Here is a 26,715-nt window from a genome sequence, read left to right on the forward strand (position 1 = left end):
GTCGTGTCTCCTTGGTTGATATGAGCGGCGGATGTGCCGCGGTAACATCTGGGGTATGATCGATTCGCCCTGACGCGAACCTGACGGCGATTGTCAGCTTGCTGTCAGGTCGGTCCGGATAGAGAGTGATCCCATGATGCGCATGTTTCTCGCCCTTCTCGTGCTTCTGGCTGCCCCGGTGCAGGCCAGCGATGACGATGATCACGACCGCGCCCGCGCCGCATTCGAGCGCGGCGCGATCCTGCCGCTGTCGCAGATCACCGCGATTGCCACCGGCCGATTCGGGGGCCACGTGATCGAGGTGGAATTCGACGAGGATGACGGGCGCTACCTCTATGAGCTGGAGATGATCACCGGGTCGGGTCGGGTGATCGAGGTCGAGATAGACGCCACCAGTGGCCGAATACTCGAAGTCGAGAAGGACTGATGCGCGCGCTGGTGGTCGAGGATGACCCGCGCATTGCTGCTGATCTGTGTGCGGCGCTCGGACAGGCCGGGTTTCGGGTGGAATCCTGCGGCGACGGCGAAGAGGCGTGGTTTCTGGGCGATACCGAAGACTATGATCTCGCGGTTCTGGATCTGGGCCTGCCGGGTCTGGACGGGCTATCGGTGCTGCGTCGCTGGCGGGCGGCGGGGCGGGTGATGCCGGTGCTGGTGCTGACCGCGCGCGGCGCGTGGCAGGACCGGGTCGAGGGGATCGAGAGCGGTGCCGATGATTACCTGCCCAAGCCGTTCCGCATGGAGGAACTGGTCGCGCGCGCCCGGGCGCTGGTGCGCCGAGCGGCGGGCCACGCGGGTGCGATGATGGAGGTGGGCGCGCTTGCGCTCGATACCAACCGGATGCGGGTGACCGTGCGCGGTGCGCCGGTGCAGGTGACGGCGCTGGAATACCGGCTGTTGTCCTATCTCGCGCTGCATCGCGCGCGGGTGGTGCCGCCCACCGAATTGCTCGAGCATCTCTACGGTGATGAGGACGCGCGCGAGGCCAACGCGCTTGAGGCGGTGATCGCGCGGCTGCGGCGCAAGCTGGGGACGGGGGTGATCGGTACCCGGCGCGGTTTTGGGTATTTCATCGAAGGGACGGAGGCGTGACGCGGCTCTCGCTCCGACTGCGGCTGGCGGTTGCGGGGGCGGTGGCGACAGCGCTGGCGCTCGGGCTGGCCGGGGTTGGCCTGGTGGCATTGTTCGGCACCCATGTGGAGCGGCGGGCGCTGGCCGAACTCTCGGTGCATCTTGATCAGGTCATCGCGGGGCTCGAACGGCGCGGCGATGCGCTGGTCTTGGTGACGCCGCCCGCCGATCCGCGCTTTGCGCGGCCGTATGGCGGGCTCTATTGGCAGGTCGAGGCGGGTGCGACTGATCTGCGCGCGCGGTCGCTGTGGGATTACGCGCTGCCCCTGCCCGAGGACACGCCGCAGGATGGTGCGCCGCATGTCCATCAGGTGCCGGGGCCGCAGGGTGGTGCGGTGCTGGTGCTGGAGCGGCGCGTCAGCCTGCCGGACAGTCTGGGAGGCGGAGCGGCCCGTGCGGCGGTGGCGATGGAGGCGGCAGAGCTGGCGCAGGCGCGGCGCGATTTTGCCCGCGACATGGCCCCCTATCTGGCGCTGCTGGCGCTGGTGCTGGTGGCGGCAGGCTGGGCGCAGCTTGTGGTGGGGTTGCGCCCGTTGCGGCGGTTGGGTGCGCGACTGAGCGACTTGCGCCGGGGCGAGAGCGCGCGCATGGGCACAGACTGGCCCGGTGAGGTGCAGCCGCTTGCCGCCGGGATGGACGCCCTTCTGGCCGAGCGCGAGGCGGATATCGAGCGGGCGCGTGCGCGTGCTGGCGATCTGGCACATGGACTCAAGACCCCGTTGCAAGCGCTGATGGGCGAGACGGCACGGCTGCGCGATGCGGGGCAAGGTGCGGCTGCGGACGCGATCGAAAGCGTGGCGGACGCGATGCAGCGCCACGTCACGCGCGAGTTGGCGCGCACCCGAAGCGCAGCGCGCGCGCGCCACGCCCGGGCCGATGTCGGGCAGGTTGTGGAGCGGGTCATCTCGGTCTTGCGGCGCACACCCGAGGGCGGGCGGCTTGACTGGCAGGTGAGCGGGGCGCGCGGCCTGATGGCGGTGATCGACGAGAGCGATCTGGCCGAGGCCTTGGGGGCGCTGGCCGAGAATGCGGCGCGCCACGCGGTCGCCCGGGTGACGGTGCTGGTGTCGAAAAGCGATGATGGCGGCGTGCATCTTGAACTGGCCGATGACGGGCCGGGCATTCCAGAGGCGCGGCTGGCCGATCTGATGCGTCGGGGCGCGCGGCTTGATGAGAGCGGGCCGGGCGAGGGGCTCGGCCTTGCGATTGCGCGTGACATCGTGGAGGGCGCGGGCGGGAGCTTGCGGCTGGAGAACGGCGCGCGGGGGCTGCGGGCGACGGTGGTTCTGGGCGCGGGGTAGGAGGGCCGGCATGGCGATGCGCGGCGGTTTTCGACCGCGTTGCGCGCGGGTGGCAATCAAACGTCCGCTTCAGGCCGCTTATCGCACCATTGGGTTCATTCGCGCACCCCTCACATTCCCGCGCCTCATGCGTGATAAAATTGCGTGTGCCGCCGCGCCTTGCTAGGCTTTGCCTGCAGGGCCGGGGGATCACGCAGGTGCTGGACTATTCGCATAATCCTTGGCTGGTGGCCGCGTCGCTCGCCGTGGCGCTGATGGCCGGGTTCACCGGGCTGTCGCTGACACGCGGCGCGTCGCATCTCGATGAGGGGCGGCGCAAGCTGTTGGTGGCGTTGGCCGCCGTGGTGCTGGGCGGTGGCATCTGGTCGATGCATTTCGTGGCCATGCTGGGGCTGCAACTGCCGATTCTTTATTATTACGATGCGCTGATAACGCTGGTTTCGGCCTTGGTGGCGATCCTGATGGTGGGTCTGGCGCTGCTGCTGTTGCATTTCCGCAGGCGCACGCCGCGCGCGATCCTCGGAGCGGGGGTGATCGTGGGGCTTGGCATCGTGGTCATGCATTACATCGGCATGGCGGGGATGCAGATGTGCCGCGCGGTGTCGGGGCCGGTGCAGGTGATGAGCGCGACGCTGGCCTCGGTGATCCTGTCCTCTCTGGCGATCTGGGTGGCCTATGACGCGCGCACGCATCGCAACATCCTGCTGGGTACGGTCTGCTTTGGCAGCGCGGTCTTTGCGGTGCATTTCGTGGCCATCGCGCTGACCGGCTTTGTCGCCACGGATCAGGCGGGCGGGGCGGGGCCGGTGCTCGATAATCGCATTCTCGCCATGGGCGTCACGGTGTCGGTGTTCCTGATTTGCGCTGCGTTCCTATTGACCGGGGTGACGTTCCTGAAACCCGCCGAGGCGCCGCCCGTGCCGGTGCCTGCATCGCGGCCCGCGCGCCTGCCCTATGAGCGCGAGGGGCAGACCCATTTCGCCGATGCCGCCGCCGTGGCCGCAATCCGTGCCGAGGGGCCTTACACGGTGCTTTATCAGGGCGAGGATAAGCTCTTTTGCCCGTGGTCGATCACCGAGGCCGAGGTGCGGCTGCTCCCGTCAGGGTTCCTGCGCGTGCATCGCAGTTACCTGGTCAATCCGGCGCATGTCTCGCGGTTCGAGCGGCACAAGGATAACGGCACGTGCTATTTTGAGGCTGTGCCCGCGCTCTCCAAGGTGCCGGTCAGCCGCTCGCGCCTGACGGCGATCCGCGAGGCACTGGGCCTCTGATCGCAGTTCGTGCGGGTAATTCGCATTTCGTGAAATGAACAGCGCGGATTGTTCCGCGTGATTTGAGCGTGAGCAGAAGGCGGCGCTTGATGCCCATGGCCAGTCGGGGAGGACGGGTCGCAGGGAGGACAACACATGATACCAGCCGGGTTCGAGTATCACCGGCCGACCGATATCGCGTCGGCCATCGGGATTTTGCAGCAGCATGGCGACGAGGCGCGGGTGATTGCGGGCGGTCACAGCCTCATTCCGATGATGAAGCTGCGCATGGCCGATCTGGCGCATCTGGTGGATTTGCAGGCCATCGACGATCTGCGCGGTATCGAGATCGCAGGGGGAGAGGTGCGCATCGGCGCGATGGTCACGCAGCATGAGATGATCACCCATGAGGGGCTGGCCACGGCGCTGCCGATCCTGCGCAAAGCGGCGTTGCAGATCGCCGATCCGCAGGTGCGCTATCTGGGCACGGTCGGCGGCAATGTCGCCAATGGCGATCCGGGAAATGACATGCCGGGGCTGATGCAATGCGTGGATGCGCGGTTTGAGTTGGTGGGGCCGGAGGGCACCCGCGAGGTGGCCGCGCGCGCGTTCTATGAGGCGGCTTATTTCACTGCCCGGGGCGACGAGGAAATCCTCACGCAAATCCGTATCCCGCTGCCCGCGCCGGGCACCGGCTATGCCTATGAAAAGCAGAAGCGCAAGATCGGCGACTATGCCACGGCGGCGGCGGCGGTTCTGATCGGGGGCGGTACGGCCTCCGTCGCGATGACCAATCTGGCGGATACGCCGATCTGGTCCGGGGAGGCGGGCGCGGCTCTGGCTGACGGCGATGTCGAGGGAGCGGTCGCCGCCATGCTGGGCGCGATTGACCCGATGGCCGACAATCGCGGCCCGGTGGCGTTCAAGAAACACGTGGCGGGCGTGATCCTGCGGCGTGCCATCGCGCGGGCGCAACAGCGCGCCGGTTGAGGGAGGGGATGATGACGAAAATGCATGTGAAACTGAACGTCAACGGGCGCGCGGTCGAGGGGCTGGAGGAGCCGCGCACGCTGCTCATCCATTTCCTGCGCGAAAACCTGCGCATAACCGGCCCGCATATCGGCTGCGAGACCAGCCATTGCGGGGCCTGCACCGTGGACATGAATGGCAGGTCGGTCAAATCCTGCACCGTCTTCGTGGCGCAGGCCGACGGGGCCGAGATCACCACCGTCGAGGGGTTGGTGAACGAGGACGGCAGCCTTGGCGTGATACAGGAGATGTTCCGCGAGCATCACGGGCTGCAATGCGGCTTTTGCACGCCGGGGATGATTACCCGCGCGCATCGCCTGTTGCAGGAAAACCCGACGCCGACCGAGGAGGAGGTGCGGTTCGGCATGGCCGGGAACCTGTGCCGCTGCACCGGTTATCAGAACATCGTCAAGGCGATCCTTGCCTCGGCCGAGATATTGAATGCCCCGCCCTCAAGCAGCGAAGCGGTAGGGCATGAAAAAGTGGAGGCCGCGGAATGAAGGACGACGTCGCAACCCCCGAAGACCGCAGCGCAAGCCTCAAGGGCATGGGCACCTCGCGCAAGCGCGTCGAGGATGTCCGGTTTACCCAAGGCAAGGGCAATTACGTGGACGATATCCGGATGGACGGAATGCTGTTCGGTGATTTCGTGCGCTCGCCCTATGCCCATGCGCGCGTCACCCGGATTGATGCCGAGGCTGCGAAGGCCGTGCCGGGCGTGATCGCTGTGCTGACCGCCGCCGATCTGGAGCCGTTGGGCCTGCATTGGATGCCGACGCTGGCGGGCGACAAGCAGATGGTTCTCGCGGATGGCAAGGTGCTCTACCAGGGGCAGGAGGTGGCCTTTGTCGTGGCCGAAGACCGCTATATCGCCGCCGATGCGGTGGAACTGGTCGAGGTCGAATACGAAGAACTGCCCGTCGTGGTCGACCCGTTCAAGGCGCTGGAGCCGGACGCGCCGGTGCTGCGCGAGGATCTGGAAGGTCAGACCGAGGGCGCGCACGGGCCGCGCCGCCATCACAACCATATCTTCACATGGGAACAGGGCGACAAGGACGCGACCGAAGCCGTGCTCTCGGAGGCCGATGTTGTGGCCGAGGAGATGGTCTATTATCACCGCACCCATCCCTGCCCGTTGGAGACCTGCGGCTGTGTCGCAAGCATGGACAAGGTCACCGGCAAGCTGACCGTCTGGGGCACGTTCCAGGCGCCGCATGCGGTCCGCACGGTGGTCTCGCTGATTTCCGGTATCGCAGAACACAACATCCGCATCATCTCGCCCGATATCGGCGGCGGATTCGGCAATAAGGTGGGTGTCTATCCGGGCTATGTCTGTTCGGTCGTGGCCTCGGTCGTGACCGGCAAGCCGGTCAAGTGGGTCGAGGACCGGATGGACAACCTGATGACCACCGCCTTTGCCCGCGACTACTGGATGCAGGGCAAGATCGCGGCGACGAAAGAGGGCCGGATCACCGGGCTCTGGTGTCACACCACCGCCGATCACGGCGGCTTCGATGCCTGTGCCGATCCGACCAAGTTTCCGGCGGGGTTCATGAATATCTGCACCGGCAGCTATGACATTCCGGTGGCCTATCTGGCGGTCGATGGCGTTTATACCAACAAAGCACCGGGGGGCGTGGCCTATCGTTGTTCGTTCCGCGTGACCGAGGCTGCCTATTTCATCGAGCGGATGGTCGAGGTGCTGGCGATCAAGCTGGGGATGGATGCCGCCGAGTTGCGGCGGATCAACTTCATCCGCGCCGATCAGTTCCCCTATCAGTCGGCCCTTGGCTGGGAATATGACAGCGGCGATTATCACACGGCGTGGGAAAAGGCGCTGAAGGCTGTGAATTACGACGGTCTGCGCGCCGAACAGGCGCAGCGGCTGGAGGATTTCAAGGCTGGGAAAACGCGCAAGCTGATCGGCATCGGCCTCACGCATTTCACCGAGATCGTCGGTGCGGGGCCGGTAAAGAATTGTGATATCCTCGGCCTTGGCATGTTCGACAGTTGCGAGATCCGCATTCACCCCACTGGCAGCGCCATCGCACGCCTTGGCACGATCAGTCAGGGGCAGGGGCATGCCACGACCTTTGCACAGATCATCGCCTCGGAGATCGGCATTCCGGCGGATGACATCACGCTGGAGGAGGGCGATACCGACACCGCACCTTATGGCCTTGGGACCTATGGCTCGCGCTCGACGCCCGTTGCGGGGGCGGCGACGGCCATGGCCGCGCGCAAGATCCGCGCCAAGGCGCAGATGATCGCGGCCTATTTGCTGGAAGTGCATGACGACGACGTGGAATTCGACGTCGATCGTTTTGCGGTCAAGGGCGCGCCGGAGCGGTTCAAGAGCATGAAGGAGATCGCCTTTGCCGCCTATAATCAGGCGATACCGGGGCTGGAGCCGGGGCTGGAGGCGGTGAGCTACTACGATCCGCCCAACATGACCTACCCGTTCGGCGCCTATATCTGCGTGATGGAGTTCGACGTCGATACCGGCGAGCACGAGGTGCGGCAGTTCTATGCGCTCGACGATTGCGGCACCCGGATCAATCCGATGATCATCGAGGGGCAGGTGCATGGCGGTGCCACCGAAGGCTATGCCATCGCCATGGGACAGGAGATTGCCTATGACGAGATGGGCAACGTGATGACCGGCACGCTGATGGATTTCTTCCTGCCCACGTCGTGGGAGACGCCGCATTACACCACCGATCACACTGTCACCCCCTCGCCGCATCATCCCATCGGTGCCAAGGGCGTGGGCGAGAGCCCTAATGTCGGTTCGGTGCCGTGCTTTTCCAACGCGATGCATGATGCGTTCCGGCCCTTCGGCCTGACGCAGAGCCACATGCCGCATGACCATTGGCGGATCTGGCGCATCGCGAATGAGCTGGGTCTGCATGGCTGAGCGCGGGATCTGAGTATTTCGGGAAAGGTGAAAGAGCGGGACGGCATGCAGGACTGGCGCGAGGTGCAGGAGGCGATGGCGGGGCAGGGCTATGTCGCGGGTGAGCGGCTGGCCATGGCGCTGCATCTGGCCGAGCGCATGGGGCGTCCGCTGCTGCTGGAGGGTCCGGCGGGCGTGGGCAAGACCGAGGTGGCCAAGGCTTTGGCGGGCATGCGCGCGGCGCGGCTCATCCGGTTGCAATGCTACGAGGGGCTGGATGCCGCGCAGGCGATCTATGAATGGAATTACCAGCGGCAATTGCTGGCCATTCGGGCGGCGGATGCGCGCGGCGGCGTCGATGAGGCGGCGCTTTTTTCCGAGACCTACCTGCTCAAGCGGCCCCTGCTGGAGGCGATTTCTCAAGAGGAGGCACCGGTGCTGCTGATCGACGAGATCGACCGCGCCGACGAGGAATTCGAGGCCTATCTGCTGGAGGTGCTGTCGGATTTTCAGATCACCATCCCGGAACTGGGCACGATTTCCGCCCGTGCGCGCCCGGTGGTGATCCTGACCGCCAATGGCACGCGCGATCTGTCGGATGCGCTCAGGCGGCGTTGCCTTTATTGCTATCTCGACTTTCCCGACCGCGACACCGAACTGGCGATCCTGCATGCGCGCATGCCGGGGCTGGAGGTGCGGCTGGCGGCGCAGATCGTCGGCGTCGTGCAGGCGCTGCGGCGCGAAGAGTTGGAGAAGGTACCGGGGGTTGCCGAGATGCTCGACTGGGCGGCGGCGCTGTCGGGGCTGGGGGTGAACGACCTTGCGCAATCGCCCGAGGCGGTGCAGGCGACGCTGGTGTGCCTGCTCAAAACCGCCGCCGATCACGATGCCGCGCCGCCCGAGGTGATGGACCGGCTGATTGGCCGGGTGGCGTGATGCGCGTCACCCGCTTTGCGGCGCGGGCGGGCGGCATGGCCGACCGGATGGCGGATTTCGTGGCGCATCTGCGGGGTAACGGAATGAAGGTGGGCGCGACCGATACTGCGGCGGCGCTGGAGGCTTTGACGCAGGTGCAGGCAAGCGTGCCTGATGAGCCGCGCGCGGCGCTCGCCGCCGTGTTGGCACGCGATGTCGAGGAGTGGCGGCGCTTCGACGATCTGTTCGATGCCTTCTGGTTCAACGCCGGGCGCACCCGACAGGACCGCGCCGACAACACCCATGTGCGGGTGCAATCGGCGCGCCCGGTCTTGTGGCACAGCCATCTGGAGGATCAGGGCGGCGGCGTGCCGGACCAGACCGAGACCGATGTGCCCGACGCGGGTGAGGACGAGGCCGAGGGCCGCGACGGGCGGCTGATGGCGACGCGGACCGACGCATTGGGCCGCCGTGACCTGCGCGAGGTGATGGACGAGAGCACCCTGCGTGAGGCCGAGCGTGTGGCGGCCAGCCTCGCCCGTGCGATCCGGGACCGAACCTCGCGCCGACGCAAGCGCGCGCGGCGCAGTGGCCCGCTCGACCTGCGCCGGGTGCAGCGCGCGAGCCTTGCGAGGGGTGGCGAGCCGATGGAGCTCTATCACCGCCGCCGCCCGCCGCGCCCGATGCGGATCGTGGCACTTTGCGATGTCAGCGGCTCGATGAGCGTGCATGCGCGGGTGTTTCTGGCCTTTTTGCGCGGGTTGGTGGGGCAGGATATGCGCACCGATGCCTATCTCTTTCACACAAGGCTGATGCGGGTGACCGATGCGCTGCGCGACCACGATAGCTTGCGTGCCGCAAGCCGGCTGTCGCTGATGGCCGAGGGGTTCGGCGGAGGTACGGATATCTCGGGCGCGCTGGAGCGGTTTCTGGACAGGTACGGCGCGCGTGCCTTGGGTGGGCGCACCGTGGTGCTGATCCTGTCGGATGGCTATTGCACGAGGTCGCCCGAGGTGCTGGCGGCAGTGCTGGCGCGGCTGAAGCGCAAGGCGCGGCGGATTGTCTGGCTCAATCCTTTGGGTGGCTGGCAGGAGCATGAACCGGTGGCGCGGGCGATGGCGGCGGCGCGGCCCCATCTCGATGCGCATCTGCCTGCTGGAAGCCTTGCGGCACTGGCGGAGCTGGAGGCGGAATTCGCGCGAATTTGAGGAGAGGCCGATGGCCGGGTTCGATATCTATGACGAGATCGAGACGCTGCGCCGGGCGGGCGCGCCTTTTTGCGTGGCTACCGTCATTCGCACCGCCGACGCGACCTCGGCCAAGGCCGGGGCCAAGGCGGCGGTCACCAGCGCGGGCGAGATCATTGGCCACTTGGGCGGGGCCTGCGTGCAGCGCGCGGTGTGTGCAGCCTCAACCGAGGCGTTGAGCGCGGGCGCACCGCGTCTGATTACGGTGCGCCCCACGGAAAAGGTGGTGGCCCTGGACCACGAGGCCGAGATGCAGCTTTACAAGAGCGGCTGCCCCTCGGGCGGCACGGTGGATCTGCTGATCGAGCCGTGGCGCGCTGCCCCTTGCCTGATGATCTATGGCGCGACCCCGATCGCGCGGGCGCTGTCGGAACATGCCGCCCTGATGGGGTTTCTGGTGATCATGGAGGCGGGGGCCGAGGCCGGGCAGGCCGAGGTTGCGCGGCTGGAAGAGGGGGAGATGCCTGCGTTGGAGCCGCGCGATGTCGTGGTCGTCGCATCGCAGGGCAAAGGGGATATGGCGGCGCTGAGCGCGGCGCTCTCCACGCAGGCGGGATGGGTGGCGATGGTCGCGAGCCGCCGCAAGGCCGATGTATTACGGGACAAGCTGACGGTGCAGGGCGTCGATGCGGCGCGGCTCGCGGTGCTCAAATCACCTGCGGGGCTGAATATCGGGGCGGTTGATCCGCACGAGATTGCGCTGTCGATCCTGGCCGAGATCGTGGCGTGGAAGAAGGCACATGCGGTTCATCCGGCGGGGCGGCAATCCGGCTGAACGATGCGTCGCCTAGCTGGTATCGAGCACCGTCTCAACGGCGCGGGCGGCCTGATCCACCGCCATCTGCAGATCGGTGATGAAGGCGCTTGCGGCGAGGGATTGCGTGGCGAACCCCGGTGTCAGGATCGACACGCTGTTCGAGATGCGGGGGCGGAACCGGCGGATCGCAAGGGCGTGATCGGTCGGTGCCTGCAGGAGATGACTATAGGCGGTGATCAGGTCGCAAACCATGGTGCAGGCCCCTGCCGCCACGAATTGCAGGCCCGGCAGGAAGGTGCGTAATTCGAGCCGCTTGTTAAAGCGACACCCGGCCGCGCGGAACGCGGCTTCGGTCTGGAGCGCGGTGTTGTGCGCGTCAAAAAGCACCGCCATGGGCCGCCCGTCAAGATCGGAAGGTGTGATCACCGGAGCGCGTGCAAGGGGATCGTCGGCGCGCAGCACACAGACGCATTCGAGATCGTAATCCACCTGAGCGATGGAGGCCCGGGGGGCCGGTGTCTCGGCAAAGCCGACATCGTATTGCTGCGAGGCGATCAGGTCCTCGATCACGTCCGAGGAGCGCATGATCAGTGACAGCTCGAGATCGTCGCGGTCCTGAAGGAAGCGCGTCAGCAGGCGCGGCAGGAACACGCTGGAGGCGGCCGGGTGGCTGGCGATCTTGAGCTTGCCCGATTGCAGGGTGCTGATCCGGCTGAGGGTGCGTTCGGTGCGCTCGACCCGCCCGAGGATATCCTCGCATTCCTCCAGAAAGAAATGCGCCTCGGGGGTGGGGGTGAGCTTGCCCTGCATGCGCATGAAGAGGGCGAAACCCAGCTGGTCTTCGAGCGTGCGGATCATGGTCGAGACCGCGGGTTGCGTGCGCCCGACGCTGCGCGCCGCCTGGCTGATCGAGCCGGAGCGCATGACCTCGCGGAAGGTGGTGAGTTGGCGCAGGGAGAGATGCATGTTGCTCCATAACCTGAATTGATGGACTCAAAGATATAATCAAATTGAATTTATATTGCCTGTCCAGTGTAATCGTTTGAAAGCCGGTGCGACGAGACGCCGGAGAGGGGGACGCCATGGACACATTCGCGAAATACCTGCTCACCGCGCTGATCTGCGTGGTGGCGCTTGGTCAGTTCGTGCAGGTGATCACGCGCTATGTCCTGCAGGTGCCGGTGATGGGGCTGGAAGAGACGATGCTCTACCCCACGCTCTGGCTCTATATCCTCGGTTCGGTCAACGCCTCGCGCGAGAACACCCATATCCGTGCGAATGTGCTGGAAATCTTCGTCAAAACCGAGCGCGGGCATACCATCCTTGCCATCGTCGGCGAGGTGATCAGCCTGATTATCGGGTTGTGGCTGCTCAGCTGGGCCTGGGATTACACGCAATATGCCTGGCGTGTCTGGCGCGAGAGCCCGACGCTTTATATCCCGACTTTCTACTCCGATATCGCGCTCTTGGTTGGGCTGGGGCTGATGATGGCCTACACCGCCGGTCATCTTGTGACGCATATCCGCCGTCTGTCGCTGGGAGCACCGTCATGATCGAGATCGCCCTTCTGGCCATCGCGCTATTGGTGATCACGCTGACGCTCGGCGTGCCTTTGCCCTACTGCTTCGGCGCCGCGCTGATGGTGATGTATTTCCTCGGCGATGTGACGATGAAGGGCATGATGCTCTGGGGGTTCCAGCAAATGGGCAACCCGGTGCTGCTGGCCATTCCGTTATTCGTGCTGGCCGGAACGATCATGTCGGAAAGCGGGATCGCCGCCTCGCTATTGCGCTTTGTCAACGCGTTCATCGGCCATGTGCGGGGCGGTTTGGGCGTGGTCGCCGCCGTGTCCTGTGCGGTGATCGGGGCGATTTCAGGTTCGGGCCTCACGGGGATTGCTGCCATCGGCCCTCTGCTGATCCCCGAGATGGAAAAACGCGGCTATCCGCGCGAATACGCGACCGCACTCATCGCCAATTCCTCGATACTCGGGTTACTCATTCCGCCCTCGGTCACGATGATCGTCTATGGCTGGGTGACGGATACTTCGATCCTCGCCTGTTTCCTTGCCACGCTCGGCCCCGGCCTGCTGATCATGGTGGCGTTCTCGATCATCAACCTGGTGATGAGCCGCAAGTTCGACCTCGTGCTCGATGACAAACCGTCTTTCTCAGAGTTGTCGGGGGAGGTGGCGCGGCGCGGGTTTCACGCCTTCCCGGCGCTGCTGATGCCGGTGATCATCCTCGGCGGCATCTATGGCGGGATCATGACGCCCACCGAGGCTGCTGCTGTCGCGGTGATCTACGCGGTCCCCGTCGGCTTTCTGATCTACAAGGGGCTGAGATTGTCGAACTTCCTTTCGGCAGGGCGCGAGGCCGCGACCGCCGTGGGCGCGATCATGATGATGATCCTGTTCTCCATGATCCTATCTCAGATGTTCGTCTATGAGAGCATCCCGCAGCAGCTTGTGCAGGGCATCTTCTCGATCACCGAGAACAAGGTGCTGCTGCTGATCATGATCAACATCCTGCTTTTTCTCGTGGGCATGGTGGTCAATGACGTGACCGCGATCATCCTGATCGCCCCGCTGCTGCTGCCCTTGATGAACGCCATCGGGGTGAGCCCGGTTCAGTTCGCCGCGATCATGGGGGTCAACACAGCCATGGGGGGTGTGACCCCGCCTTATGCCTCGATCCTCTATCTCGGGGCGCGGATCGGCAAGGTGAAGGTCACCAAGGTGATCCCGCCCGCGATGAAGCTCATTCTTTTCGGCTATGTGCCCGTGGTGTTTCTCACCTCGCTCTGGCCGGACCTGTCGCTCTTCTTGCCACGTTTCTTTGGATATGACGTGGCCCCTTGAAGCAAACCCTGAACCAGAAACCAACACGGAGGATTACCCCAATGAAACATACCATGCTGGCCACCGCTGCCGCCGCACTCATGGCGTTTACGCCCATGGCCGAGGCGCAGGATCTCAAGATGAGCCATGTCCGCCCGCAGGGTGCGACCATTGACGTCGAACTCAACGCGTTTGCCGATGCTGTCAGCGAGGCGACCGGCGGCGATGTGAGTGTCAACATTTTCGCGGCCTCGGCGCTTGGCGATTACACCACGGTGCAGGAGCGCGTGAGCGTAGGGGCGGTCGATATGGCGACGCAGCCCGCCGCGACCGCCGCCGACCGGCGGATGCAGATCAGCTCTTTCCCCTATCTCGCGGGCAACTGGGCGCAGGCCCGTGCGGTCTATGGCCCCGGTGGGGTGGTGCGCGAGGTGATGGCCGGGCTTTATGCCGAGCAGGACATCACCATGCTTGCCGCCTATCCGGTTTATTTCGGGGGCATCTCGCTTAACGTGGCCGCGCCCGAGAGCGTTGGGACGCCCGAGGCAAAAGGCATCAAGGTGCGGGTGCCGGGCATCAAGAGCTTTCAGCTGACCGGCGAGGCGCTTGGCTATATCCCGTCGCCGATCCCGTTCTCCGAGGCGTTCACTGCCGTGCAGACCGGCGTGGTCGATGGTGTGATCGGGTCGGGGGCCGAGGGCTATTATGCCTCGTTCCGCGACGTGACCAAGACCTACATTCCGGCCAACACCCATTTCGAGGTCTGGTACATGATCATCTCGAACGAGAGCCTTGCCGGGTTGTCAGACGAGGATCAGGCGGCGCTGAAGGAACAGGCCGCGTCGTTCGAGGCGACCCGTTGGGAGGTGGCCGAGGCCGATCAGGCGCGCAACGAGCAGCGGCTGGTCGATGATCTGGGCGCGACCGTCGTTGAATTGAGCGATGATCAACTTGCCGCCATGGCCGCCAAGGCGCGCGCCGATGTCTGGCCCGCCGTGCTGGAGGATGTGGGCACCGACTGGGGTCAGGCGATCCTCGACAAGGTGGCAGCAAGCAACTGAGCCAAAAGACGACAGGGCGGTTCGCGCCGCCCTGTCACCCCAAGCCGGGAAAGACACCCATGAGCAGTGATTATGTCATCATCGGCGGCGGCGTCGTCGGCCTCTCCGTGGCCTGGGGCTTGCTCAGGCGCGGGCTGCGGGTGACGGTGCTGGATGGCGACGATGGATCGTTCCGCGCCAGCCGGGGGAATTTCGGGCTGGTCTGGGTGCAATCCAAGGGCATGAACCAGCCCCGCTATGCGCAATGGTCACAGACATCCGCCGCCGCTTGGGGCGATTTCGCCGCCGAGTTGGGCGAGGCCACCGGTCAGAATCTGGGGCTGGAGCAGAAAGGCGGCTATGATTTTCACTTCTCCGAGGAGAGCCTGCAGGCGACGGTGGAAAAGTACGAGGCGCTCAAGGACAAGCTGGACGGTGACTACCCGTTCGAGGTTCTGGGACACAACGCCCTACGCAAGGAAGAGCCGCATATAGGCGCATCTGTCGTAGGCGCGATCCTGCATCATCAGGATGGCCATGCCAACCCGCTGCGCCTGTTGCAGGCACTTGCCGCCGATGTGCGGCGGATGGGGGGCCGCGTGCTGACCGGCAAGACGGTGACAGATCTGGCCAAACCCGACGGTTTTCGCGTGACCTGCGCCGATGGGACGGTGGTCGAGGCGGGCAAGCTGGTGCTCTCGGCGGGGCTGGGGGCGGCGCAACTGGGGCCAAAGCTGGGCTTCAAGGCCCCTGTGCGGCCACAGCGCGGGCAGGTGCTGATTACCGAGAAACTGCCCAAGATCATCAACCGGCCCTCGCTGATTGCGCGGCAGGTGGATGAGGGCGGTATTCAGATCGGGGCCACCAACGAGGAGGTGGGGCTTGATGATGGCGTGACGCAGCCGGGGCTTTCCGGTCTCGCCGCCGAGGCGATTGCGGCCTATCCGGTTCTGGGGCGCGCGCAGCTGGTCCGGTCATGGGGGGCCTTGCGTGTGCTCTCGCCCGATGGTCTGCCGATCTACGAGGAAAGCGCCGAGATGCCCGGTGCCTATCTCGTAACATGCCACAGCGGTATCACGCTGGCCGCAGCGCACGCACGGTTCCTGCCCGACTGGCTTGAGGGCGCAACTGATGCGCCCGATCTGGAGGTGTTCGGTGAAGCCCGCTTTTCTTGAACTCGACCCCGCGGCGGTGCGGGTGCCGGTGCGTTTTGCCGGTGAGACGCTGATGCTGCCTGAAGGGGCCAATCTGGCCACTGCTTTGCTAGCCGCCGGGGTGACGGTGCTGCGGCACACGCCGGTCTCGGGCGCGCCGCGTGCGCCCTATTGCATGATGGGGGCCTGTTTCGATTGCCTTGTGGAGGTGGAGGGTGTGGTGCGCCAGGCCTGCATGATGGAGGTGGTTGAGGGGCTGGAGATCGCCCGCCCGCATGAGGGGGACGCGCATGACACGCTATGATCTGGCCGTGATCGGCGCGGGGCCTGCGGGCATGGCGACGGCCGCCACGGCGGCGGAGGCGGGGCTGTCGGTTTGCGTGCTGGACGAGCAGCCACGCGCGGGCGGGCAGATTTACCGCGATGTGGAACGCGCGGCGGCGCGGCGCGGCGATATTCTGGGCACGGACTATACCCAAGGTGCGCCGCTGGTGGCGGGGCTGCGTGCGGGCGGCATCACGAATCTGGCGGGGGCGGTGGTCTGGGCCATCGAGGAGGGTTTCCGGATTTCCTACACCCAAGGCGGGGCGGCGGCGCAGATCGAGGCGGGCCGCGTGCTGCTTGCGACCGGCGCGCTGGAACGGCCCATGCCGTTGCCGGGCTGGACCTTGCCGGGGGTGATGACCGCAGGCGCGGGGCAGATCCTGCTCAAGCAATCGGGGGTGCTGGCGCGGCGCGCGGTGCTGGTGGGCTCGGGCCCGCTCCTTTACCTCATCGCCGCGCAGATGGTGCGGGCGGGCACGCCGCCGCTGGCGCTGATCGAAACGCAGACGCGCGCCGACTTGATCCGTGCGGCGCGGCATCTGGGCGGTGCGCTGCGCGGCTGGCGGTATCTGCTTAAGGGGCTGGGCCTGATGGCCGAGATCATTCGCGCGCGGGTGCCACGTTATACAGGCGCGCAGGCTATCAAGATCGAGGGCGAGGCGCAGGCCGAAGCGGTCACGTTCACTTGTCGGGGCCGCGCGCATCGCATCGATTGCGACACGGTTTTTCTGCATCACGGGGTAGTGCCCAACACGCAAGCGGCGCGGTCGCTGAACGTGGCGCATGCCTGGGACGCGGCGCAGCAGTGTTTCGCGCCCAAGCTTGATGAGTGGGGGCAGTGCGATGTGGACGGGGTATTGATTGCGGGTGACGGGGGCGGCATCGGCGGGGCCAAGGTGGCCGAGATCGCGGGGCAGTTGTCCGCGCTTCATGTGGCCGGGGAGTTGGGTCATATCGACCGCGCCACCCGTGACCGGCGCGCGGCACCGCTGTTACGCGCAAGGCGGCAAGAGATGGCGGCGCGGCCCTTTCTCGACGCGGCTTATCCCCCGGCGGCGCAGGCATTGGCCCCCGAGGACGCCACCGTGATCTGCCGCTGCGAAGAGGTGACGGCGGGGGCGATCCGGGGGTATGCGCGCCTTGGCTGTCTGGGGCCAAACCAGACCAAGGCCTTTGGCCGCCCAGGAATGGGGCCGTGCCAGGGGCGCTATTGCGGATTGACCGTCACCGCCCTGTTGGCGGACGCGAACGGGCAAACGCAAGACGAGACGGGATATTACCGTATCCGTCCGCCGCTGAAACCGGTGACGCTGGCGGAATTGGCGGCGATGGACGCGGGCGCGCCGGGACAGGCGGAGAAGGCGGCGGAGTGAGCGCGCGCGCCTAGTCCACCACCGCCACGAGATGCCAGCGCAGCGCGTCGTTGGGCGCGGGATCAAAGTGCGTCACCCGGTTCGACAGCACCACAAGCTGGGTGACGTGAAACGGGATCATCGTGCCCGAGGTCCTCGCGAGATATTCCTGCGCCTTGATATAGAGCGCGCGGCGCTTGGCGAAATTCAACTCGGCGCGGGCGGCTTTCAGCAAGTGGTCGAATTCGGGATTTGAATAGTGGCTCTCGTTCCACTTTGCGCTGGAATGGAACGCCTCATTGAGGGCCTGATCGGCGGGGCGTTCGCCCCAGCTTGTGGTGAAGGCGGGCTTTTTCATCCAGACCGTGGACCAGTAGCCATCGGCGGCGGCGTTGACCACGTTGACGCGAATGCCTGCCTCGGCAGCCTGTTCCTGATAGGCGACGCCGATCACCGGCCAGCTGGGATCGAGCGATGAGACGTAGATATCCACGTCGATCCCATCGGGATGGCCCGCCTCGGCCAGCAGCGCGCGGGCGCGTTCGGGATCGGGCGGGCAGCGCATCTCGGCGCGGTATTGGTCATTGGGCGCGACCGGCGTGTCGCACGATACCACCCCGCCGCCGTCAAGCGCCAGATCGAGCATCTCGTCGCGATCCACCACCAGGCGCAGGGCGCGGCGCACGCGCGGATCGTCGAACGGGGCCATGTCGGTGCGAAAGGCAAGGCCCATCCAGTTGCCGGTGGGAATTTCCAGCAACTGGTAGCGCAAGGATTTGTCGAGCGCACGGCGCAGGACAGGCGCGATGCCACGCTCCATGTCCAACTGCCCGCTGAGAAACGCCTGAAGCCGCGCCTGCGCGTCGGGCACGCCGATGACCTCGATCCGAGCCAGCGCGGGCGGGCCTTCCCAATAGCCCTCATAGGCGGTCAGCACGGTGATGCCGTCGGGGTCGAATGTCTCAACCTTGAAAGGCCCGGTGCCGATGCCGGTCTGATCCACCGTCTCGCCCGAACCCTCGGGGATGATCCGAAGGCGCGGATCCATCAGTTGCAGGGGCAGGTCGGCGAAGGTGGAGCCGAGCCGCATGCGCACGGTCAGTGGGCCTGTGGCCTCGATATGCTCGATCATCTTGACGGCGGCGCGGGCGGGGCTGCCATAGTCGGGGTCGATCACGCGCTTAATCGAGTAGACCACGTCGCCCGCATCGAGCGCGCTGCCATCGTGAAAGCGCACCCCGTCGCGGATGTGAAAGGTCCAGACGGTGCCGTCCTCATTGGGCTCCCAAGCGGTCGCGAGATCGGGTTCGGGCTTGCCGCTGCGCCCCGGGCGGACGAGGCGGCTCTGGATTTTCTCGATGATCTGGAGCACGCGGCCCTTGGAGGCTGGATCGAGGCTCGATTGCGCGCCGAAACCGACATTGTGGGCATGCCGGAAGGTGCCGGTGGGCGCGGCATGTGTCAGGGTCGCGCAGAGTGCGACGAGAGTGGCAAGGATCAGGCTGCGCATCGGGTGGGCGTCTCCGTGTCGTCGCGGCCATTCTTGGCAGGTGCGCGTGCAAATGCAAACCTTTCGGCAGAGTTGGACGATCACGTTTCCCGCGGTGGCGTGCCGCCGAGACGCGTCGTCAGTTCATCTGCCGCGCGGCATACGGTGCGGCCGACGGCCTCGATCTTGTTGTCGGGCAGGCGGGTGGCCACGCCGGAGATCGAGATCGCGCAGACGGCCTCGCCCTGCGCCGACCAGACCACGGCGGCGACGCAGCGCAGCCCGGCCACATGTTCCTGATCGTCGAGCGCATAGCCGGTTGCGCGAATCCGCGCGATATCGGCCATCGCCGTGTCGAGGCTGCGATGCGAGCGGCCGGTCAGGGGGCGAAACCCGGTGCGCGCGACGAAGGCGGCAATATCGGCATCGCTCCAGGTGGCGAGGATCGCCTTGCCCATGCCCGAGCAGAACGCCGGGACCCGCCCACCGGGGGCGGAAATGGCGCGCATGATCTCGCGGCTGCCGGCCTGGCTGAGGGTGATCAATTCGTCGCGGTCGAGCAGCCCGAGATTTACGGTCTCGCGGGTGGCATCGCGCAGCCGCCGCAGAAGGGGCAGCGCGGGGGCCACGAAATTATGCCGCCGCCCGAAGGCCGCACCGACGCTGAACGCCTCGCGGCCGACATGCCAAAGGGCACGGTCTGGCTCGAACTGCACGAAGTCCTCGATTTCGAGCGTGGTCAGCAGCCGGTGCGTGGTCGAGAGCGCCAGCCTCGCCGCGCGCGCGATGTCGCTCACCCGCATGCCCTCGTCGTGCTGGCTGAGCAGCCGCAACAGGCCAAGCGCCCGCTGCACCGATTGCACGCCGTCGGGTTTCGGATCAGTCATTGCGGTATACCTTTCCATACAATGGAAAACATTTTCCCGCTTGTTACAATTTTCAACCCCTTGCGCTAGCCCTCCGCCCAATCAAATGGAGACCGGATATGACCCAATACGTAGACCGCCACGGGCTGTCTGTGGCCGAACCGCTTGCAGCCCTCATCGAGAATGACGTCCTGACTGGTGTTTCGCCAGATCAGTTCTGGTCCGGCTATGCGGCGCTGTTGCGCGATCTGGCCCCGCAGAACGCGGATCTGCTGGCACGGCGCACCGAGTTGCAAGGCAGGTTCGACGACTGGCACATCGCGCGCCGGGGCCAGCCGTTCGACGGTGAGGCGTATCGCGCCTTTCTGGCCGAGATCGGGTATTTGGAGCCGGAGCCTGGCCCGTTTGCCATGACCACCCAGAATGTCGATCCCGAGATCGCCAGCATCGCCGGACCGCAGCTTGTGGTGCCGGTGATGAATGCGCGCTTTGCGCTGAACGCCGCCAATGCGCGGTGGGGGTCGCTCTATGATGCGCTTTACGGCACCGACGCGATCGAGGGTCAGCCGCAAGGTGCGGGCTATGACGCCGCGCGCGGGGCGCAGGTGATCGCATGGGCGCGCGCGCATCTCGACGATGTGACACCGCTGGCGCAGGCAAGCTGGACCGATGTCAGCGCGCTTGCGGTGCGCGATGGCGGGCTTTGCGTGACCGTGGGCGAGACCGAGACCACCCTTGCCGATGCAGAGCAATTCGCGGGATATACCGAGGGCGGCAACATCTTCCTGCGGGCGCATGGTCTGCTGATCGAGGTGGTGATCGACCGCGCCTCGGCCATTGGCAAGGACGACCCGGCGGGGATTGCCGATATCCGGCTGGAGAGCGCGCTGACCGCGATTCAGGATTGCGAGGATTCGGTCGCCGCCGTGGACGCCGAGGATAAGTGCGTGGTCTATGCCAACTGGCTGGGCCTGATGCGGGGTGATCTGGAACAGACGGTCGAGAAAGAGGGCAAGCAGATCATCCGCCGCCTGAACCCGGATGTCAGCTATCTCGACCCGCAGGGACATGCCGTGACGCATCCCGGGCGCGCGCTGATGCTGGTGCGCAACGTGGGCCATCTGATGACCACCGATGCGGTGTTGATGGACGGGGCGGAGACACCCGAGGGCATGCTTGATGCCGCCGTGACCGTCGCCGCCGCGATGCATGACCTGAAGAAAGACGGCGCGCGCAATTCGCGCGCCGGATCGGTCTATGTGGTCAAGCCCAAGATGCATGGCCCTGAGGAAGTCGCGTTCGCCGATACGCTCTATGGCCGGGTCGAGGATATGCTTGGTCTGCCGCGCAACACCGTCAAGCTGGGCGTGATGGATGAGGAGCGCCGCACGTCGGCGAACTTGCTGGCCTGTATCAAGGCGGTCAAGGATCGCTGTGTGTTCATCAACACCGGTTTTCTGGACCGCACCGGCGACGAGATCCACACCTCGATGCAGGCCGGGCCGGTCGTTCCCAAGGGTGAAATGCAGAAGGAGGCATGGCTGGCCGCCTATGAGGCAGGCAATGTCGATGCGGGGCTGGCGGCCGGCATGTCCGGCAAGGGCCAGATTGGCAAGGGGATGTGGGCCAAGCCCGACGCGATGGCCGAGATGCTGAACGTCAAGATAGGCCACCCCAAAGCCGGGGCCAACACGGCATGGGTGCCATCGCCCACGGCGGCGACGCTGCACGCCACGCATTACCACCGCGTCGATGTGGCGGCGGTGCAGGACGAGATGAAGACCCGTGAAACGGCCTCGCGCGACGCGCTTTTGACACCACCGCTGATGATCGGGCGCAACCTCTCGGGAGAGGACGTTCAGCGCGAATTGGATAATTCCTGCCAGTCGATCCTGGGCTATGTGGTCCGCTGGGTCGATCAGGGCGTCGGCTGTTCAAAGGTGCCCGATATCAATGATGTGGCGCTGATGGAGGATCGCGCGACGCTGCGCATTTCCTCGCAATACCTTGCCAACTGGCTGCTGCACGGCATATGCACAGCCGAGGAGGTTGAGGCATCGCTGCGCCGGATGGCCCCCAAGGTGGATGCGCAGAACGCCCATGATCCGGCTTACCTGCCCATGGCCCCCGGTTTCGACGGGGTGGCGTTCAAGGCCGCGCATGACCTCATATTCAAGGGTGCGGAGCAGCCCTCGGGCTACACCGAGCCGCTGTTGCATGCCGCGCGTCGCCGCGCCAAGGCGGCCTGAGGAGGGCCTGAACGATGATGACAGTGAAACGGCTCGATCTGGCCGATGCGGGTGTCATTCTGGACGGCGCCCGCGCCAAGGCTGCCGAGATCGGTGTGCCGATGTGCATCGCCATCACCGACGAAGGCGGGAACCTCGTGGCGTTTGAGCGGATGGATGGCGGCAAGGTGACTTCGATCACCATCGCCATCGACAAGGCGTTCACCGCAGCGGGTGCCAAGAAGGCGACGCATGAATATGGCGAGGTCAGCCAGCCCGGCAAGCCGGTCTATGGCATCGCTTCGGCCATCGGCGGACGGCTGATGGTGGTGGGTGGAGGCCTGCCGGTCGTGGTTGACGGCGACGTGGTGGGGGGCATCGGCGTCAGTTCCGGCACCCCCGCGCAGGACCGCGAGGTTGCGCAGGCGGGGATTGACGTGTTCCTTGCGGCGCAGGACTAAGCGATCAGAATGGGCTGACGACCCGGCGGGCGCAGGGCTCGCCGGTATATGCATTGGTCGGGGTCTGCTGCATCCGGCGGTTGCTTCTGGCCATATCTTCAAGGCATAACTCCTTGAAGACATTGATGAAGGCGTCGATACTGCATCTCATTCCGCGTCCAGAACCTTGCGGGCTGCGCGGAAGCATTCCAGCGCCTGCGGCACGCCGCAATAGATGCCGATGACGTGGATGATGGCGCGCAGTTCCTCCTGGGTCACGCCATTGCGGCGCGCGCCGCGGCAGTGGGTTTCCCATTCCTGCATCTTGCCGAGAGCGCCGATCATCGCGAGGTTCATCATGCTGCGGGTCTTGGCGTCGATCACCTCGTCGCCCCAGCCGAAGCCCCAGCACCATGCGGTCATTGCCTGCTGAAAAGGGCGGGTGAAGTCATCCGCTGCGGCGAGATTTTGCTCCACATACTCGGCCCCGAGCGTGGCCTTGCGCTGCTCCAGTCCCTTGAGGAACAGGTCTTCGTCGAACAGGCTCATCTGTGTCTCCTTGGCTGTCGTCCACCGCCGGGAAGGGCGGGGCCTGACGACGGTGATAGGCGAGATGCGGCGACGGCCAAAGCGATTCCTGCAAGCGAGGCTTGCCGGTCGCGGAACGCCCTTTCGGAGCGTCGGTAAATGGTCGGTATTGCGTCGGTATTCTGTCGGTGCCGCTGACAGGCAGGGTCTGACCCGTCAGGGGACTGCCAGATGAGCTTGGCGGCACGTCGCTTGTGCCGGACCTGCGGATTTGCGCCGCTGCTCTATACGGTGCCTGAGGCGATAGGTGGCCCGCTTTCGCGCCAGTCTGAGACGCGGGACCCTTGCGCTGGAACGGGCGCCGTGGACACGCCGCTGGTCGGAGGCTCCGTTCAGGCCACCGCATGCGCAAGCGCGCATTGTTTCCAGAGCACCGTCAGCGCTGTCACGAGGTGGTCGATATCGGCCTCCGAATGCAGCGGGCCGGGGGTGAAGCGCAGCCGCTCGGTGCCCTTGGGCACGGTGGGGTAGTTGATCGGCTGCACGTAGATGCCCCAGTCGCGCATCAGGATATCAGCGAGCATCCGGCATTTGACCGGGTCCTTGATCATCACCGGAATGATATGGCTGTCATTGTCGAGATGCGGGATGCCGCGCGCGTCGAGCTTGGCGCGCAGGTTGGCCACTTGCGCCCGCTGTGCCTGCCGCTCCTCGTCCGATTGCTTGAGATGCGCGATGCTCGCCGTCGCGGCGGCGGCCACGGCGGGGGGCAGGGCGGTGGTGAAGATGAAGCCCGAGGCAAACGAGCGGATGAAATCGCACAGGCTGGCGGAGCCGGTGACGTAGCCGCCCATGCAGCCATAGGCCTTGCCGAGCGTGCCCTCGATCAGGGTGATCCTGTGGGCGAGGCCACGTTCCTCGGAGACGCCACCACCGCGCGGGCCGTAGAGGCCCACGGCATGCACCTCGTCGAGATAGGTCAGCGCGCCGTGTTTCTCGGCGACTTCGACGATTTCCTCCATCGGGCAGATGTCGCCATCCATCGAATAGACGCTCTCAAAGGCGACAATCTTGGGCGCGTTGGCGGGCAGGCGGGCCAGCTTGCGGTCGAGATCCTCGGGGTCGTTATGTTTCCAGATCACCTTTTGCGCGCGGCTGTGGCGAATGCCTTCGATCATGCTGGCATGGTTCAATTCATCCGACAGGATCACGGCATCGGGCAACCGGCTGCCAAGCGTCGAGAGGGCCGCCCAGTTCGACACGTAGCCGGAGGTGAAGAGCAGCGCGTCCTCTTTGCCATGCAGGTCAGCCAGTTCGCGCTCGAGCAGCAGGTGGTGGTGATTGGTGCCCGAGATGTTGCGGGTGCCGCCAGCACCTGTGCCGCATTGGTCGATAGTGTCCTTCATCGCCTGCCGCACGACCGGGTGCTGGCCCATGCCGAGATAGTCGTTGGAGCACCAGACCGTCACCTCGTCGGGGGCGTCGGCATCATGGCTTTTCGCTTTCGGAAACTCGCCGCAGCGCCGCTCCAGCTCGGCGAAAACGCGGTAATTTCCCTCTTCGCGCAGGGTGTCCAGTTGCGCGTCGAACATGGCGTCAAAATCCATGATGTCCCTCCGGTCTTGTCTTTTTTGTTGCGTGTTTGGGCGCGGGAAGCATCCAGCGCCAGAGTTTCGCGTCAGGCACCGGTAGCACCATCAGCCAATGTTCGAGAAGCGCCAGCGCGGTGATCGCCGACAGGAGTGCAAAGCCCACCACTTCGCCGGGCTGGCCTGCGGAATAGAGCCGCTCCAGCCAGCAGGCCACGGCGAGGCTGAGCGCGGTGACTGAGCAGGGGAAGAACCAGCCCACCGGCGCGATGCGGAAATGGCTGCCCAGATGCGAAAGGGCGCGGGGGATGAACTCGGTATTGATGCGCGGCACGCCGAAATAGAGGTTCAGCTTGGCGGTGACGCGGGCGAAATAGAGCACGGTGAAGGTCCAGAGCCCGACACTGTTGGCGGCCTCATGGCCGAAGACCCAGACAAGGATCAGCACGCCGGTGAGCAGCATCTCGTGATAGGCGACGGTGCCCCAGGCGCGCAGGAACCGCTCCCATTCCGGCAGATGCGCGGGGCAGGGGCGGCGGTTCGGCCCGGTGATCGCGCCGGTCAGAAAGCTGAGCTCGATCCAGCCCCAGATCGCCAGTGCCGAGAGGAACGCGCCATAGGTGGCGCCCACGCCGGTCAGGCCCAGTGTCGCCTCGTATCCCCAGATGCCTGCGCCCAGAACCGGCAGCGCCAGAAGCACCGCGCGGCGGCCCGCCGCATCGCCGCGCCGTTCGCAGAGGCGCACGACAATCAGGATCGCCCCGGTGGCGAACCACCAGAGAAAAAGCGCCATCAGGGCTGCGATCCAGGGGCTATGCACGTCTATTCCTTCATCTTGCCGGAAATATTCCAGGGGGTGTGGGGGGCTGGCCCCCCACTTGGGGCTGTGGCGTGGGGGGCTGGCCCCCCACGTGTTTAGTACGCCGGTTCAAGCCGGGTGCTGGCGGGCACCGCGTGTTTCTTGGCCGGGATGGTGTAGAGCCCGACAAAGGCCGCCGCCGCGCGTGTCTGCGCGCCGACGCTGCGCAACCATGCGCCGACGCCTTTTTCCGCCTTGGCGCGGGCCAGATCGGCATTGGCCTTTTGCAGCCGCACCAGCCCCGCCTGCCAGCGCGGGTTGTCGATATCGAGCGTGATCGGGAAGATCTGCTTGGTCAGCTCAGACGTCTTGGTGAAGACCTCGTTCGCATACCAGTCAGGCTCGACGCCCAGGGCCTCGTGGAATTTGGGCCGCTGGTGATCGCGCACATACATCGTGGCGTAAACGGCGGTCAGGAAGAACTTGATCCAGAGCACGTTCTTGCCGGAGGTCAGCTTGGGGTCGGTCTTCATCAGGAGGGCAAAGGCCTCGCCATGGCTGAACTCGTCATTGCACCACTCGTGGAACCACTTGAAAATCGGGTGAAAGCGGTTTTCGGGGTGCTGTTCCAGATGGCGGAAGATCGTGATGTAGCGGGCATAGCCGATCTTTTCGCTGAGATAGGTGGCGTAGTAGATGAACTTGGGCCGGAAATAGGTGTATTTTTTCTTCTGGGTCAGGAAGCCCAGGTTGACCGCCACGCCTGCCTCGCGCAGGGCGTCGTTGATAAAGCCCGCATGGCGGGCCTCATCACGCGCCATGAGTTGGAACAGCTGCGTGATGTCCTTGTTGTTGCCGCGCCGCTTCATTTCCTTGTAGAGGACGCAGCCCGAGAACTCGGCGGTGCAGCTTGAGATCAGGAAGTCGATGAATTCCTTCTTGAGCCCCGGCTCCATGTTCTCCCAATCGACATGGTCCCAGTCTTCGTTCTTCTTGAAATGGCCCTTGTTGGGATCGCTTTCCATCTGGTCGATGAGCTTGTCCCAATCTTCGCGGACGGAAGAGACGTCAATCGCGTCGAGCTCGTCGAAATCGGTGGTGTAAAAGCGCGGCGTCAGCAGGGTGTTCTGCATCGCCACCTCGGTCGCGGATTTGCTGTCGAACTTGGCCTGCTCTTCCTGGATGGCGAGACCTTCTTCGACGGTGGTGGCGTCGGCGGAATGTTTCACGAGGGCATTCATAGCGTCACCTCCTCGGAGAACGAGAATTCGCAAAGCTCCATCACCTCGAAATCACCGGTCATCCGGGTCCAGAGGCGCTCGAGCCCGCTGGCGCGCACGATGGTGGCGTCGCGATCCTCGATCACGATCTCGCCGAAGGGCGCCATGATCTCGGGGCCGTGCACCTTCACCTCGTCGCCCGGATAGACCGTGGCACCGTTGTTGAAGCGCACATGCGCGTGGAGCGATTCAAACTTGTGACTGATTTCAACCGTACAGGGCGCGTGTTCGATTTCCTTGGTAAGCCATCCCATTATTGGC

The 26,715-nt window shown here is 65.3% G+C and carries 26 protein-coding genes; 18 read left to right on the forward strand and 8 right to left on the reverse strand.

Annotated elements, in window-relative coordinates; genetic code table 11:
* The first annotated feature begins 133 nt into the window (after nt 1-133).
* The 10 genes from BMX04_RS09520 (at nt 134) to BMX04_RS09565 (ending at nt 10,544) form a co-directional block, all read left to right on the forward strand.
* On the forward strand, nt 134-427 hold the full coding sequence (locus BMX04_RS09520; RefSeq protein WP_074786017.1) for a PepSY domain-containing protein: 294 nt from the start codon (nt 134-136) through the stop codon (nt 425-427).
* A complete protein-coding gene (locus tag BMX04_RS09525) occupies nt 427-1,092 on the forward strand; it encodes a response regulator transcription factor (protein ID WP_074786018.1) in 666 nt (221 codons plus the stop codon). Before BMX04_RS09520 ends, BMX04_RS09525 begins: the two co-directional genes overlap by 1 nt.
* Nucleotides 1,089-2,432: a sensor histidine kinase gene (locus tag BMX04_RS09530; RefSeq protein WP_074786019.1), complete on the forward strand. Its 1,344-nt coding sequence runs from the start codon at nt 1,089-1,091 to the stop codon at nt 2,430-2,432. Before BMX04_RS09525 ends, BMX04_RS09530 begins: the two co-directional genes overlap by 4 nt.
* A 197-nt stretch (nt 2,433-2,629) precedes the next feature.
* Nucleotides 2,630-3,703 (forward strand): MHYT domain-containing protein, encoded by a 1,074-nt coding sequence (locus BMX04_RS09535; RefSeq protein WP_074786020.1) that lies wholly within the window; start codon nt 2,630-2,632, stop codon nt 3,701-3,703.
* A 135-nt stretch (nt 3,704-3,838) separates the two neighbouring features.
* Entirely contained in the window at nt 3,839-4,672 is an 834-nt protein-coding gene (locus BMX04_RS09540; protein WP_074786021.1) for an FAD binding domain-containing protein, read from the forward strand.
* An 8-nt stretch (nt 4,673-4,680) separates the two neighbouring features.
* Complete coding sequence (locus BMX04_RS09545) at nt 4,681-5,211, forward strand: (2Fe-2S)-binding protein (RefSeq protein WP_074786022.1); 531 nt, start codon at nt 4,681-4,683, stop codon at nt 5,209-5,211.
* Nucleotides 5,208-7,628, forward strand: coding sequence for an aerobic carbon-monoxide dehydrogenase large subunit (locus BMX04_RS09550; RefSeq protein WP_074786023.1), 2,421 nt, complete (start codon nt 5,208-5,210; stop codon nt 7,626-7,628). The genes BMX04_RS09545 and BMX04_RS09550 overlap by 4 nt, the downstream gene beginning before the upstream one ends.
* 45 nt (nt 7,629-7,673) lie before the next feature.
* Complete coding sequence (locus BMX04_RS09555; protein WP_074786024.1) at nt 7,674-8,543, forward strand: AAA family ATPase; 870 nt, start codon at nt 7,674-7,676, stop codon at nt 8,541-8,543.
* Complete coding sequence (locus BMX04_RS09560) at nt 8,543-9,730, forward strand: vWA domain-containing protein (RefSeq protein ID WP_083398147.1); 1,188 nt, start codon at nt 8,543-8,545, stop codon at nt 9,728-9,730. The genes BMX04_RS09555 and BMX04_RS09560 overlap by 1 nt, the downstream gene beginning before the upstream one ends.
* Nucleotides 9,731-9,740: 10 nt before the next feature.
* Nucleotides 9,741-10,544 (forward strand): XdhC family protein, encoded by an 804-nt coding sequence (locus BMX04_RS09565; RefSeq protein WP_074786026.1) that lies wholly within the window; start codon nt 9,741-9,743, stop codon nt 10,542-10,544.
* A gap of 12 nt (nt 10,545-10,556) precedes the next feature.
* Here BMX04_RS09565 and BMX04_RS09570 read toward each other — a convergent pair whose 3' ends face one another.
* Nucleotides 10,557-11,492, reverse strand: a complete 936-nt coding sequence (locus BMX04_RS09570; RefSeq protein WP_074786027.1) for a LysR family transcriptional regulator — start codon at nt 11,490-11,492, stop codon at nt 10,557-10,559.
* Between the two features lie 116 nt (nt 11,493-11,608).
* Here BMX04_RS09570 and BMX04_RS09575 point away from each other — a divergent pair, with 116 nt between their 5' ends.
* The 6 genes from BMX04_RS09575 to BMX04_RS09600 are packed head-to-tail and all read left to right on the forward strand — an operon-like array spanning nt 11,609 to nt 17,256.
* The gene (locus BMX04_RS09575) at nt 11,609-12,079 is read left to right on the forward strand and encodes a TRAP transporter small permease (protein ID WP_074786028.1); all 471 of its coding nucleotides are present in this window, start codon (nt 11,609-11,611) and stop codon (nt 12,077-12,079) included.
* Entirely contained in the window at nt 12,076-13,386 is a 1,311-nt protein-coding gene (locus BMX04_RS09580) for a TRAP transporter large permease (protein WP_050661206.1), read from the forward strand. Before BMX04_RS09575 ends, BMX04_RS09580 begins: the two co-directional genes overlap by 4 nt.
* A gap of 41 nt (nt 13,387-13,427) precedes the next feature.
* Nucleotides 13,428-14,426, forward strand: coding sequence for a TRAP transporter substrate-binding protein DctP (gene dctP / locus BMX04_RS09585; RefSeq protein ID WP_074786029.1), 999 nt, complete (start codon nt 13,428-13,430; stop codon nt 14,424-14,426).
* A gap of 59 nt (nt 14,427-14,485) precedes the next feature.
* Nucleotides 14,486-15,580 (forward strand): NAD(P)/FAD-dependent oxidoreductase, encoded by a 1,095-nt coding sequence (locus tag BMX04_RS09590; RefSeq protein WP_074786030.1) that lies wholly within the window; start codon nt 14,486-14,488, stop codon nt 15,578-15,580.
* Entirely contained in the window at nt 15,561-15,863 is a 303-nt protein-coding gene (locus BMX04_RS09595; RefSeq protein WP_244888514.1) for a 2Fe-2S iron-sulfur cluster-binding protein, read from the forward strand. Before BMX04_RS09590 ends, BMX04_RS09595 begins: the two co-directional genes overlap by 20 nt.
* Nucleotides 15,850-17,256 (forward strand): FAD/NAD(P)-dependent oxidoreductase, encoded by a 1,407-nt coding sequence (locus BMX04_RS09600; protein WP_074786032.1) that lies wholly within the window; start codon nt 15,850-15,852, stop codon nt 17,254-17,256. The genes BMX04_RS09595 and BMX04_RS09600 overlap by 14 nt, the downstream gene beginning before the upstream one ends.
* A gap of 10 nt (nt 17,257-17,266) precedes the next feature.
* On the opposite strand, the gene BMX04_RS09605 is transcribed toward BMX04_RS09600, so the two are convergent.
* Entirely contained in the window at nt 17,267-18,745 is a 1,479-nt protein-coding gene (locus tag BMX04_RS09605) for an ABC transporter substrate-binding protein (RefSeq protein ID WP_074786033.1), read from the reverse strand.
* A gap of 80 nt (nt 18,746-18,825) precedes the next feature.
* Nucleotides 18,826-19,611, reverse strand: a complete 786-nt coding sequence (locus tag BMX04_RS09610) for an IclR family transcriptional regulator (protein WP_074786034.1) — start codon at nt 19,609-19,611, stop codon at nt 18,826-18,828.
* Between the two features lie 98 nt (nt 19,612-19,709).
* On the opposite strand from BMX04_RS09610, the gene BMX04_RS09615 reads away from it, so the two are divergent.
* Together BMX04_RS09615 and BMX04_RS09620 are read left to right on the forward strand one after the other, a co-directional pair.
* A complete protein-coding gene (locus BMX04_RS09615; protein ID WP_074786035.1) occupies nt 19,710-21,839 on the forward strand; it encodes a malate synthase G in 2,130 nt (709 codons plus the stop codon).
* A 14-nt stretch (nt 21,840-21,853) separates the two neighbouring features.
* On the forward strand, nt 21,854-22,279 hold the full coding sequence (locus BMX04_RS09620) for a GlcG/HbpS family heme-binding protein (RefSeq protein WP_074786036.1): 426 nt from the start codon (nt 21,854-21,856) through the stop codon (nt 22,277-22,279).
* A 147-nt stretch (nt 22,280-22,426) separates the two neighbouring features.
* Here the strand turns inward: BMX04_RS09620 and BMX04_RS09625 are convergent, their stop codons facing one another.
* The 5 genes from BMX04_RS09625 to BMX04_RS09645 all read right to left on the reverse strand — a co-directional run bounded on the left by BMX04_RS09625 (nt 22,427) and on the right by BMX04_RS09645 (nt 26,708).
* On the reverse strand, nt 22,427-22,807 hold the full coding sequence (locus BMX04_RS09625; protein ID WP_050661197.1) for a carboxymuconolactone decarboxylase family protein: 381 nt from the start codon (nt 22,805-22,807) through the stop codon (nt 22,427-22,429).
* A gap of 371 nt (nt 22,808-23,178) precedes the next feature.
* Complete coding sequence (gene hemA / locus BMX04_RS09630) at nt 23,179-24,393, reverse strand: 5-aminolevulinate synthase (protein WP_074786037.1); 1,215 nt, start codon at nt 24,391-24,393, stop codon at nt 23,179-23,181.
* Complete coding sequence (puhE, locus tag BMX04_RS09635) at nt 24,383-25,195, reverse strand: putative photosynthetic complex assembly protein PuhE (RefSeq protein ID WP_074786038.1); 813 nt, start codon at nt 25,193-25,195, stop codon at nt 24,383-24,385. The genes hemA and puhE overlap by 11 nt, the downstream gene beginning before the upstream one ends.
* 95 nt (nt 25,196-25,290) lie before the next feature.
* The gene (gene acsF / locus BMX04_RS09640; RefSeq protein WP_074786039.1) at nt 25,291-26,415 is read right to left on the reverse strand and encodes a magnesium-protoporphyrin IX monomethyl ester (oxidative) cyclase; all 1,125 of its coding nucleotides are present in this window, start codon (nt 26,413-26,415) and stop codon (nt 25,291-25,293) included.
* A complete protein-coding gene (locus tag BMX04_RS09645; protein WP_050661194.1) occupies nt 26,412-26,708 on the reverse strand; it encodes a hypothetical protein in 297 nt (98 codons plus the stop codon). Before BMX04_RS09645 ends, acsF begins: the two co-directional genes overlap by 4 nt.
* Between the last annotated feature and the right edge of the window lie 7 nt (nt 26,709-26,715).

Source organism: Roseovarius tolerans (assembly GCF_900109855.1).
Lineage (GTDB): Bacteria > Pseudomonadota > Alphaproteobacteria > Rhodobacterales > Rhodobacteraceae > Roseovarius > Roseovarius tolerans.

Bases quoted from the DNA above. Each gene is read 5' to 3' on its own strand.
- BMX04_RS09520 (WP_074786017.1), top strand. From the start codon at position 134: ATGATGCGCATGTTTCTCGCCCTTCTCGTGCTTCTGGCTGCCCCGGTG.
- BMX04_RS09525 (WP_074786018.1), top strand. From the start codon at position 427: ATGCGCGCGCTGGTGGTCGAGGATGACCCGCGCATTGCTGCTGATCTG.
- BMX04_RS09540 (WP_074786021.1), top strand. From the start codon at position 3,839: ATGATACCAGCCGGGTTCGAGTATCACCGGCCGACCGATATCGCGTCG.
- BMX04_RS09545 (WP_074786022.1), top strand. From the start codon at position 4,681: ATGATGACGAAAATGCATGTGAAACTGAACGTCAACGGGCGCGCGGTC.
- BMX04_RS09550 (WP_074786023.1), top strand. From the start codon at position 5,208: ATGAAGGACGACGTCGCAACCCCCGAAGACCGCAGCGCAAGCCTCAAG.
- BMX04_RS09555 (WP_074786024.1), top strand. From the start codon at position 7,674: ATGCAGGACTGGCGCGAGGTGCAGGAGGCGATGGCGGGGCAGGGCTAT.
- BMX04_RS09560 (WP_083398147.1), top strand. From the start codon at position 8,543: ATGCGCGTCACCCGCTTTGCGGCGCGGGCGGGCGGCATGGCCGACCGG.
- BMX04_RS09565 (WP_074786026.1), top strand. From the start codon at position 9,741: ATGGCCGGGTTCGATATCTATGACGAGATCGAGACGCTGCGCCGGGCG.
- BMX04_RS09570 (WP_074786027.1), bottom strand. From the start codon at position 11,492: ATGCATCTCTCCCTGCGCCAACTCACCACCTTCCGCGAGGTCATGCGC.
- BMX04_RS09575 (WP_074786028.1), top strand. From the start codon at position 11,609: ATGGACACATTCGCGAAATACCTGCTCACCGCGCTGATCTGCGTGGTG.
- BMX04_RS09580 (WP_050661206.1), top strand. From the start codon at position 12,076: ATGATCGAGATCGCCCTTCTGGCCATCGCGCTATTGGTGATCACGCTG.
- dctP (WP_074786029.1), top strand. From the start codon at position 13,428: ATGAAACATACCATGCTGGCCACCGCTGCCGCCGCACTCATGGCGTTT.
- BMX04_RS09590 (WP_074786030.1), top strand. From the start codon at position 14,486: ATGAGCAGTGATTATGTCATCATCGGCGGCGGCGTCGTCGGCCTCTCC.
- BMX04_RS09600 (WP_074786032.1), top strand. From the start codon at position 15,850: ATGACACGCTATGATCTGGCCGTGATCGGCGCGGGGCCTGCGGGCATG.
- BMX04_RS09605 (WP_074786033.1), bottom strand. From the start codon at position 18,745: ATGCGCAGCCTGATCCTTGCCACTCTCGTCGCACTCTGCGCGACCCTG.
- BMX04_RS09610 (WP_074786034.1), bottom strand. From the start codon at position 19,611: ATGACTGATCCGAAACCCGACGGCGTGCAATCGGTGCAGCGGGCGCTT.
- BMX04_RS09615 (WP_074786035.1), top strand. From the start codon at position 19,710: ATGACCCAATACGTAGACCGCCACGGGCTGTCTGTGGCCGAACCGCTT.
- BMX04_RS09620 (WP_074786036.1), top strand. From the start codon at position 21,854: ATGATGACAGTGAAACGGCTCGATCTGGCCGATGCGGGTGTCATTCTG.
- BMX04_RS09625 (WP_050661197.1), bottom strand. From the start codon at position 22,807: ATGAGCCTGTTCGACGAAGACCTGTTCCTCAAGGGACTGGAGCAGCGC.
- hemA (WP_074786037.1), bottom strand. From the start codon at position 24,393: ATGGATTTTGACGCCATGTTCGACGCGCAACTGGACACCCTGCGCGAA.
- acsF (WP_074786039.1), bottom strand. From the start codon at position 26,415: ATGAATGCCCTCGTGAAACATTCCGCCGACGCCACCACCGTCGAAGAA.
- BMX04_RS09645 (WP_050661194.1), bottom strand. From the start codon at position 26,708: ATGGGATGGCTTACCAAGGAAATCGAACACGCGCCCTGTACGGTTGAA.